Here is an 8,584-nt window from a genome sequence, read left to right on the forward strand (position 1 = left end):
GCGGGCGGCTGAATTCTTTGCCGCTCGCCCCGGCGAACGGGGCGATATGTCCGATATGGGTCAGCTTTATCATCCTGTTACAGAGTAAGATGCTGTAATTGGCTGATCATCAACCCGGTCGACAAAGATAAAAACGCTGGAGAACCCGCCACCCATGCCCCCGCGCCTGAGCATCGTCGTACCCGTCTACAACGTCGAGCTCTACCTCGACGAGTGCCTGGAGTCCCTAGCAGCGCAGACATTCGACGACTTCGAGGTCGTCATCGTCGACGACGGGTCCACGGACTCCAGCGCGGTCCTCGCGAAAGCCTTCGCTGAGCGTGACAAGCGCTTCCGGGTCGTCCTCCAGGACAACGCCGGCCTCGGCGCCGCGCGGAACGTAGGCTTCCGGCACGCCTCGCCGGACAGCGAGTACATCGCCTTCGTCGACAGCGACGACATCATGCCGCCGGACGCCTACCAGAAGCTGATCGAGGCCCTGGACTCCACCGGCTCGGACTTCGCCGCCGGCAACGTCCGCCGCTTCCGCTCCGTCGGCAGCCAGCAGTCCTGGGGTCACCGCGTCGCGTTCGCGAACACCCGGCTGAAGACCCACATCTCCAAGTTCCCGGCGCTGGTCACCGACCGCACCGCCTGGAACAAGGTCTACCGGCGCGGATTCTGGGAGGAGCACGACTTCCGGTACCCGGAGGGCATCCTCTACGAGGACGCCCCCGTCAGCATCCCCGCGCACTACTTCGCCAAGAGCGTCGACGTCATCAGCGACTGCGTCTACCACTGGCGCGTCCGCGAGACCGGCGAGCGCTCCATCACCCAGCGCTCCACCGACCCCGTCTCCGTCATCGACCGCGTGACCTCCGTCCGCCTGGTCCGCGAGGCCCTGCTCGGCAAGCCCGGCGAGAAGTACGCCCGCTACCTGCGCGAGTACGACCACAACGTGCTGAGCGAGGAACTCCCGCTCATATACAAGTACGTCGCCGAGGGCGGCGACGACTTCCGCGCCGCCTTCGTCAAGGAGGTCGGCGGCCTCATCCGCCAGATCGGCACCGAGCCCTGGAGCGACCTCACCGTCGCCGACCGGCTCAAGGCGTACCTGGCCCGAGAGGGCCGCATCGAGGAATTCATCGGCCTCCTGCACCACCAGCGGGACTTCAGCTACAGCGTGCCGGTCAAGGGCCTGGCCCGCCCGCAGGCCGACTACCCCTTCCTCAAGGCGCCCGTCCCCCCGAAGCTGCTCACCCTCGGCCCGCGCGAGCGCCGCGTCGTCAGCCGGCTGGAGCAGGCCGCCTGGAGCGACGGCAAGCTGCTGCTGCGCGGCTACGCCCTGCCCGGGCACATGGGGGCCGAGAGCCGCCTGGGCTCCCGCAAGATGCTGATCTTCCGCGAGCAGGGCAAGCGCCGCCGCACGGTGGTCCCCACCCGCACGGTGGCCTCCCCGATGGCCACCGTGTACTCCCCGCACCTCGCCCTGCGGCACGCCGACTGGGCCGGTTTCACCGCCGTCGTCGACCCCACCGTCTTCCAGTCGGGCGGCAAGTGGCACGAGGGCATATGGACGACCTCCATCGCCGTCACCGGCCCCGGCGGCCTGCACCGGGCCCGCCTCAAGGGCGGCGAACACGACAGCGGCACGAACCCGCCCGCGTACTGGGCCACCCCCGACGTCCGCATCCTGCCGACCGTCGCGAGCGTCCTCACCGTCCACGTCGAGATCGTCCGCGCCCGCGTCCTGGACGTCCGGCCCTCCGGCGACGACGCCCTGGAACTGACCGGTGAGCTCGCCGCCGGCGCCGGCGAGGGCACCGTCCTGCGCGCCGAGCACGCCGGCAGCGGCAGCGTCCTCGACGTCCCGCTCACCCTGGGCACCGCCCCGGCCGGCGGCCGCGTCCCCTTCACCGCCGTGGTGCCCCTCGCCGGACTCGGCGCCATCGCGCCCGCCGAGCGGCAGCCCGGCCAGTGGAACCCCGAGGCCTGGACCCTGACCGTGGTCCGCGCCGACGGCACCAGCCACCGCCTGGCCCACGACGAACGCGGCGGCTTCACCGGCCTGGCCGTACCGCTCCCCGGCGGGGACCCGGACCTCGCCGTCTTCGCCAAGCGCGGTACCAGCGGCCACCTCGTCCTCTCGGTCCAGCCCTCCCCGCCGCTCGTCGACACCGTCGCCACGGAGAACGGCACGCTGACCCTCAGCGGCACCTTCCGCGCCCCCGCGGACAGCGCCGACGAGCCGTACGAGCTGGTCCTGCACGACCAGTACGGCACCGAGTTCAGCTACCCCGTCACCCGCGACGGGGACCGCTTCGAGGCCTCCTTCGAGCCCGTGCTCCCCGAGCCGTACGCCGGCCGCACCACCCTCCCGCAGGGCCGCTGGTGGCCCACCCTGCGCCCGGTGAGCCAGGGCGGCACCACCGCCGGCCTGCTCGGCGTCGAACGCGGCGCACCCGTGCAGCTCGTCGCCCCCGCCCTGAACACCGGACCCCACCCGCTCACCGTCCTGGGCCGCCGGATGCGCGTCGAGGCCCGCCACTACGACCGCATGGCCCTGGTCAGCGACCCGCTGCTGAGCCCGCACGACCGCTCCCGCTACGCCCAGCGCATCGCCCGCGACGTGACCTACCCGGAGCAGCGCCGGCTCCCGGTCAAGGACATGGCCGTCTACGACACCTTCCAGGGCAACGGCGCCGGCGACTCCCCCCGCGCGATCCACGAGGAGCTGCTGCGCCGGGGCGAGAAGCTGGAGCACATCTGGCTGGTCCGCGACGGCCGCGCCGAGGTCCCGCCGACCGCGCGCGCCGTCCAGTACGGCAGCCTGGAGGCCTGGGACGTCCTGGCCCGCGCCCGCTACTACATCGTCAACGACAGCGTGCCGAGGACCTTCCGGCGCCGCCCCGGCCAGACCGTCGTACAGACCTGGCACGGGACGCCGCTCAAGCAGATCGGCTACGACTTCACGCACGACTACTACACCAGCCCCGAGGTGCTGGAGGGCCTGGCGCACGACAGCGCCCAGTGGACCCTGCTCGCCTCCCCGAGCTCGTACGCCACCCCCATCCTCAAGCGGGCCCTCGGCTACGAGGGCGAGGTCGTCGAGTCCGGCAGCCCGCGCACCGACGCCCTGATCCGTCCCGACGCGGAGCGGATCGCGGAGGTCCGCCGGCGGCTCGGCCTGCCCGAGGGCAAGAAGGTCGTCCTCTACCTGCCCACCTGGCGCGAGAACCGCGAGGGCTGGAGCGGCGGCTACAAGCTCGACCTGCGGATCGACCTGGACGCGGCCCGCCGCGAGCTCGGCGAGGACCACGTCCTGCTCGTCCGCGGTCACCACCTGGTGGGCGAGCAGCTCCGCGACGGCGTGCGCGACGGCTTCGTCGTGGACGTCTCCCGCTGGCCCGACGCCACGGACCTGCTTCTCGTCGCCGACGTGCTGATCTCGGACTACTCGTCCGCGCTCTTCGACTTCGCGCTGACCGACAAGCCGATCCTGCTGTTCACGTACGACCTGGAGCACTACCGCGACACGCTGCGCGGCTTCACCTTCGACCTGGAGGAGAAGGCCCCCGGCCCGCTGCTGAGGGACTCCGCGAGCCTGATCGAGGCCGTCCGCGACGCGGACGCCGTGGGCGCCCGGTACGCCGAGGCGCGGGCGGCGTTCCGCGCCGAGTTCTGCGACCTGGACGACGGCCGCGCCGCCGAGCGGGTCGTCGACCGCATGCTCCAGAAGTAGTGCTGTAGCCCGAACGGGTGAACGTACGGAACGGCCCCGCGCCCACCGATGAGTTTCGGGCGCGGGGCCGGTCTGTATGGAGGGACGGCACCCCAGCCGCCCCTTCACACAGCACCGGAGGCAGCAGCCATGACCAGCAACGGCTTCACCACGTGCCTGTGGTTCGACGGCGACGCGGAGGCCGCCGCCGACTACTACCTGTCGGTCTTCAAGGACGGGCGGATCCTGAACACCGTCCGCTACACCGAGGCGGGTCCCGGCCCGGCCGGGGAGGTGATGGTCGTCGAGTTCGAGATCAACGGCCAGAAGTTCGTCGGCCTCAACGGCGGCCCCCAGTTCCCCTTCACCGAGGCCATCTCGTTCCAGATCCACTGCTCCGACGAGCCCGAGGCGGACTACTACTACGACGCCCTGACCCGCGACGGCGGCCAGGAATCGGCCTGCGGCTGGGTCAAGGACCGGTTCGGCGTCTCCTGGCAGGTGATCCCGCCCGGCGCCATCGACCTGATCGGCGACCCGGACCCCGGCCGTGCCGCCCGCGCCACCGCCGCGATGCTCAAGATGAAGAAGCTCGACGTGGCGGCCATGCGCCGGGCCGCCGACCAGGAGGAGACGGCCTAGGCGAAGCGGGAAAGGAGGGTCGGGAGGGCGGTGCCGATCGGTTCGCGGATCACCTCGGCGGCCAGGGAGTCGTACGGGGTTTCCTCCGCGTTGACGATGATCAGGCGTGCCCCGGCCTCGGCCGCCATCCCGGCGAGTGAGGCCGCGGGCTGTACCTGGAGGGTGGTCCCGACGGCGATGAACACCTGGCAGCCCTTGGCCACGGCCACGGCCTGCGCGAGGACCTCCGGGTCCAGCCGCTGCCCGAACATCACCGTCGCCGTCTTGAGGATCCCGCCACAGGCCAGGCAGGCCGGATCGGGCTCCCCGGCGGCGACCCGGGCCAGCGTCTCGTCCGTCCCCGAACGGGCTTGGCAGCGGGTGCACACCACCGACCGGGCCGTCCCGTGCAGTTCGAACACCTTCCGTTCCGGCATTCCGGCGAGCTGGTGCAGCCCGTCCACGTTCTGCGTGATCACCCGTACCGGAGTGCCGGCCCGCTCCAGCTCGGCCACCGCCCGGTGTGCCGTGTTGGGCTGCGCCGCCAGGGCCCCGAGCTCGGCGCGCATCAGCCAGGAACGGCGCCGGATCTCCGGGTCGGCCATGTAGTACTCGTACGTCACGAGCTTCTCGGCGTCCGGATCGCGCCGCCACAACCCCTGCGGCCCCCGGTAGTCCGGGATCCCGGAATCGGTGGACATCCCGGCCCCGCTGAACACTGCGACAAGCTGCTTCCCCATGCGCCGACCCTAAGCAGAACCCGTCCGCACCCGCGAACGAATTCCGCCCCGCCCGGCGGCGCCGGCGACGCACCCGGGGCCGGTCGGCGCAAGCGGAGGGGCGTTTCTGCGGTGAATCTCCACGCCCACCGGAGTGAGAACGCGCCGCGCCCCGGGGGTCCGCCCGGGCCGCCGGTTACAAACCCGACATGACGCTCACGCCACACCGCTCCGGCGCCCTGCTGCTCGCCGCCGTGTCCGCCCTGTTCCCGCTGTTCGCGTCGTCGGCACCGGCGGCCGCCCTCGCCGATCCGCAGCCCCGCTGGGCCCACCGGCACACGACCGAGGAGATCACCCGTTTCCTGCGGTCCTTCTACGGCAGCCACGGCCCCTCCGAACAGGACCGCGTCCACCGGGTCTCCCAGCTGCTCAAGGACAAGCAGGCGCACACCCCGGAGACCGACGTCCTGCTCTGCCGCCCGGGCACGCCGGAGTCCATCACCGTCGGCCAGGCCACCGCCATGCCGTCCGCGTTCGTCGGCTGGGCCACCGTCACCACCACCTGGCCCTTCGGAGCCACGGACACCTTCACCGCCTACGTCCGCACCGACTCCCGTCCGATCATGCTCGACGACGTGATCTGCGCGGGGTGATTGCTGGGTAGGACACCCGGCATGACACGATTCGAGATCACCGGCGCGAGCGCCCACGACATGGAGACGCTGCGCGTCTGGGCCGACAAGGAGGGCTGGAACCCGGGGGAGAGCGACCGCTTCGCGTTCGCTGTCGCCGACCCGGAAGGCTTCCTCGTCGGCCGGCTCGACGGCGAACCCGTCGCCTGCATCTCCGCCGTGCGCTACGGCACCGGCTTCGGGTTCATCGGCTTCTACATCGCCCGGCCCGACGTACGCGGCCAGGGCTACGGGATCCGGCTGTGGCGGGCCGGGATGGAGCGGCTGGAGGGCCGGCTCGTCGGCCTGGACGGGGTGGTCGAACAGCAGGACAACTACCGCAAGTCCGGGTTCCGCCCCGCCTGGACCACCATGCGCTACGAGGGCGCCCCGCGGCCCGGCGAGGACACCGGGGTGAAGATCGTGGACGCGGCCGCGCTGCCCTTCGCCCGGCTCGCCGCCTACGACCGCAGGTTCTTCCCCGAGGCGCGGGACGCCTTCCTCTCCGCCTGGACCGCGCTGCCCGGCCGGACCGCCCTCGCCGCCGTCCGCGACGGGCGGATCGAAGGCCTCGGCGTGGTCCGCCCCTGCAGCTCCGCCTCCCGGATCGGGCCCCTGTACGCGGACCGCCCCGAGGTGGCCGCCGCGCTGGTGCGGCGGCTCGCCGGGCACGCCCCCGGCGGGGAGGTGGCGGTGGACGTGCCCGACGCGAACCCGGCCGCGGCCGCCGTGGCGGCGGGGCTGGGGCTGGCCCCGACCTTCGAGACGGCCCGCATGTACACCGGACCGGCGCCGGAGGTGGAGCTGGCGGGGCTGTACGGGGTCACGAGCCTCGAACTGGGCTGACGGGCAGGGGCCTTCGGGGCCGGGCGGCGGTCGGCGGCGCCGCCCGGCCGGTCCGCCGGCGGGGTTCCGCCGGAGCGGGCCCCGGAGCGGGCCTCAGATGCCGAAGAGCACGCCGGTGGTGCTGCGCAGCCCGCACGGGTTGCCGAAGGTGTAGGTGTAGCTCATCCTGCGGCCCTGCCACACCCCGTCGGCGGTGACCGTCATCGGGTTCCACTCCCGGGTGCACGCGCTGTCGGGCCGGGGCGCGGCGAGCGCGTCCAGCGAGGCGCCGTTCGCCCTCAGCTCGGCGCAGGCCGTGGCCGGCGAGGGGTGGGTTCCGCCCGGGCGCGGCGCGCACACCAGGGTCACCGCGCGCAGCACGGTACCGGCGGCGGCGTCCTGACCGGCCGTCACGCTGACCACGAGCGCGGACGGGGCGTACAGGCTCTGCGTTCCGGTCGGTGCCGCGTCGGCGGCTCCGGTCCCGGCCAGGGCGGTGAGGGCGGTGAGCGCCATTGCTCCGGAAGCCAGTCCCAGACTCCTGGTGATGGACCGCATTTCGAACACTCCTCGGGGTCGGTGTTTCGGATAGCGGACGCGAGTCTTGCCCATCCGGGACGTGAACGCTCGTTCGTACCCCTATTTCTCGTCACCGATCGTGAGCGCATGAGTGCAGTCCGCAGTGGCCTCCGTCGTCGTGACCTGTGGAGGAGGGGTTGCGGGAATCGGCCGAACACGCCCCCCGTGCGCGGCCGGCGTGGGGCCGGTGTGACGTGCGGGGGGCGCTTGCGGGGCCCGGCCGGCCCTGGGCCGTGGCCGGGGAGGGTCAGCGGGTGGCCGTGGGGCGGGGAGCGTAGAGGTCGAGGAGCCGGGTGCGGGTCTGCTGGAGCCGCACCGCGAGGATCCGTCCGACCCAGTGGCCGATGGCCGAGCCGAAGGCCGGGTCGGCGTCCATGAGCATCCGCACGGCCGGGCCGTCGAACTCGTAGGCCCGTACCGGCGTCATGGCCTCGGCGCTCAGCTGCCAGGTGTACGGCGGGAACAGCCAGGACCAGCCGACGAGCTCCCCGGGGCCCAGGCTCTCGACGGGCGCGGCGCCCCGGTGGCCGCCGGAGGGCAGGGGCACCTCCAGGGTCACCGTGCCCGAGCGCACGATCCAGAAGGCCTCCGCCCGTCCGCCCTCCTCGAAGATCCGGGCACCCTCGGGGAAATTGACCTCATGCGCGTGGGACATCAGCCGGGCGCGGTGTTCGGCGGACAGTACGGCGGCGATCCGGATGGGGGAAGGTGTGCTCACGACGGCCTCCGATCACGACCCCCCGCAACCTCCTGGTCCCCCCAGTGTCGCCGACCGGGGCCGGATCGGGGCGTACAGCAGGCCGGGCACTGTGGGTCGCCGGCCGCCCACGGGGGGTGGCGGGCGCCCAGTGCCGCCCGAGGGCCCCGACGGCTACTCCTCGGCGTTGGCCTCCAGGCAGGCCAGCTCCATCGCGTCGAGCACCGCCTCGTGGCTGCGCCGGCTGAGCTCGGCGACGTTCTCGATCTGCGCCGTCGCCCAGGCGGCCAGGGTCATCACCAGCACCCGCAGCCCGTCCGTGCCGTGCTCGGCGAGGATCGCGTCGGCGACGGCCATGGCGTCCTCCGGCACCCGCTCCGGAGGCTCCAGCCCGGCGAGCCCGCGCAGCATCGCCAGGGTGCGGCGGGAGATCTCCGGGGTGATCCTCGCCAGCCGCATGTCCTCTTCCTCGTCCATCAGCCCCGCCCTCCGTCGCCTCACCCGGCCCCTCAGGGCACCGTAGAGCGGCGCGGCCCGCCGCGGGGCGGTTTTCCCCGGCCCGGGCCACGGGAAGGGGCGGCCCCGGTCCGCGCGGGTGACGCGCCCGGGCCTTGGCCCCGCAGACGCCTTCCCTCCCCTGCGACCGGCCGGTAACTTGTCCGCCGCAGCCGCCCGGACGGGGCGGCGGAACCGGGCGGGAGCGAGATGAAGAGCCTTGTACGGGTGCTGTTGAGCGTGCTGCTCCTGGCGGGCGGCGGTGTGCTGCCGGCCG

8 protein-coding genes are annotated in these 8,584 nt (G+C 72.8%); 4 read left to right on the top strand and 4 right to left on the bottom strand.

Annotation, left to right across the window (positions count from 1 at the left end; translation table 11 throughout):
* Positions 1 to 154: 154 nt before the first annotated feature.
* Positions 155 to 3,721, top strand: coding sequence for a bifunctional glycosyltransferase family 2 protein/CDP-glycerol:glycerophosphate glycerophosphotransferase (locus AB0F18_RS26950; protein WP_362064991.1), 3,567 nt, complete (start codon positions 155 to 157; stop codon positions 3,719 to 3,721).
* 129 nt (positions 3,722 to 3,850) lie between these two features.
* Positions 3,851 to 4,342: a VOC family protein gene (locus AB0F18_RS26955; protein ID WP_362064993.1), complete on the top strand. Its 492-nt coding sequence runs from the start codon at positions 3,851 to 3,853 to the stop codon at positions 4,340 to 4,342.
* On the opposite strand, the gene AB0F18_RS26960 is transcribed toward AB0F18_RS26955, so the two are convergent.
* Positions 4,339 to 5,061 (bottom strand): Sir2 family NAD-dependent protein deacetylase, encoded by a 723-nt coding sequence (locus tag AB0F18_RS26960; protein WP_362064995.1) that lies wholly within the window; start codon positions 5,059 to 5,061, stop codon positions 4,339 to 4,341. The genes AB0F18_RS26955 and AB0F18_RS26960 overlap by 4 nt on opposite strands.
* 188 nt (positions 5,062 to 5,249) lie before the next feature.
* Here AB0F18_RS26960 and AB0F18_RS26965 point away from each other — a divergent pair, with 188 nt between their 5' ends.
* Positions 5,250 to 5,693 (top strand): hypothetical protein, encoded by a 444-nt coding sequence (locus tag AB0F18_RS26965; RefSeq protein WP_362064997.1) that lies wholly within the window; start codon positions 5,250 to 5,252, stop codon positions 5,691 to 5,693.
* A gap of 21 nt (positions 5,694 to 5,714) precedes the next feature.
* Positions 5,715 to 6,557: a GNAT family N-acetyltransferase gene (locus tag AB0F18_RS26970; protein ID WP_362064999.1), complete on the top strand. Its 843-nt coding sequence runs from the start codon at positions 5,715 to 5,717 to the stop codon at positions 6,555 to 6,557.
* 93 nt (positions 6,558 to 6,650) lie between these two features.
* Here AB0F18_RS26970 and AB0F18_RS26975 read toward each other — a convergent pair whose 3' ends face one another.
* From AB0F18_RS26975 to AB0F18_RS26985, 3 genes are all read right to left on the bottom strand, one after another.
* Positions 6,651 to 7,094 carry a subtilase-type protease inhibitor gene (locus AB0F18_RS26975; protein ID WP_362065001.1) on the bottom strand — a complete coding sequence of 148 codons (444 nt, stop codon included), beginning with the start codon at positions 7,092 to 7,094 and terminating at the stop codon, positions 6,651 to 6,653.
* A gap of 268 nt (positions 7,095 to 7,362) precedes the next feature.
* A complete protein-coding gene (locus AB0F18_RS26980) occupies positions 7,363 to 7,833 on the bottom strand; it encodes a cyclic nucleotide-binding domain-containing protein (protein ID WP_362065003.1) in 471 nt (156 codons plus the stop codon).
* A 153-nt stretch (positions 7,834 to 7,986) separates the two neighbouring features.
* Complete coding sequence (locus tag AB0F18_RS26985; RefSeq protein WP_362065005.1) at positions 7,987 to 8,289, bottom strand: hypothetical protein; 303 nt, start codon at positions 8,287 to 8,289, stop codon at positions 7,987 to 7,989.
* Positions 8,290 to 8,584: the final 295 nt, after the last annotated feature.

It is taken from the genome of Streptomyces sp. NPDC029216 (genome assembly GCF_040648015.1).
Taxonomy (GTDB): domain Bacteria; phylum Actinomycetota; class Actinomycetes; order Streptomycetales; family Streptomycetaceae; genus Streptomyces.